The organism is Pseudomonas sp. 05N434, assembly GCF_056396965.1.
On the sequence record NZ_JBFTMK010001072.1, the window covers coordinates 1 to 531 of the forward strand.

At 59.9% G+C, this 531-nt stretch carries 1 protein-coding gene; it reads right to left on the minus strand.

Annotation, left to right across the window (positions count from 1 at the left end; translation table 11 throughout):
* Positions 1 to 64 precede the first annotated feature (64 nt).
* The coding region (locus AC1DLB_RS31775) for an EamA family transporter (protein WP_477786504.1) at positions 65 to 531 on the minus strand (467 nt) is incomplete at its 5' end.

Here is a 531-nt window from a genome sequence, read left to right on the forward strand (position 1 = left end):
GAGTTACGTGGCCTAAACATGGCCTAAATGAGCGGTAAATACTAGACCCTCGTCAAATCTCGTATCAATCCGCCGCAACTGCGGGCTTGGCGGTGCTCCCCATGGTCATGGTTGCGCCGACGGACGCCAGAATGATGCACAGGATTGCCATCCACTGAGACAGGGAAAGGTATTCATGGAGGAACAACAGGCCGGACAGTGCACCGAACGCGGGCTCGATACTCATCAATGTGCCGAAGGTCCGGGCCGGCAGCCGTGTGAGGGCGACCATCTCCAGGGTGTAGGGCAGGGCAGTGGACAGAATCGCGACCCCGATGGCCACGGGAATCAGCGAGGGTGTCAGCAGCGCAGCACCAGCATGGACGATACCGATGGGGGCTACGAACAGTGCAGCAATCATCACGCCCAATGCGGCGGTCTGCACGCCATTGTCGGCACCGGCCTTCTGGCCGAACAGAATGTACAACGCCCAGCAGACACCGGCGCCAAGGGCATAACCTGCGCCAATCAGATCAATACCTGCGCTCGTGG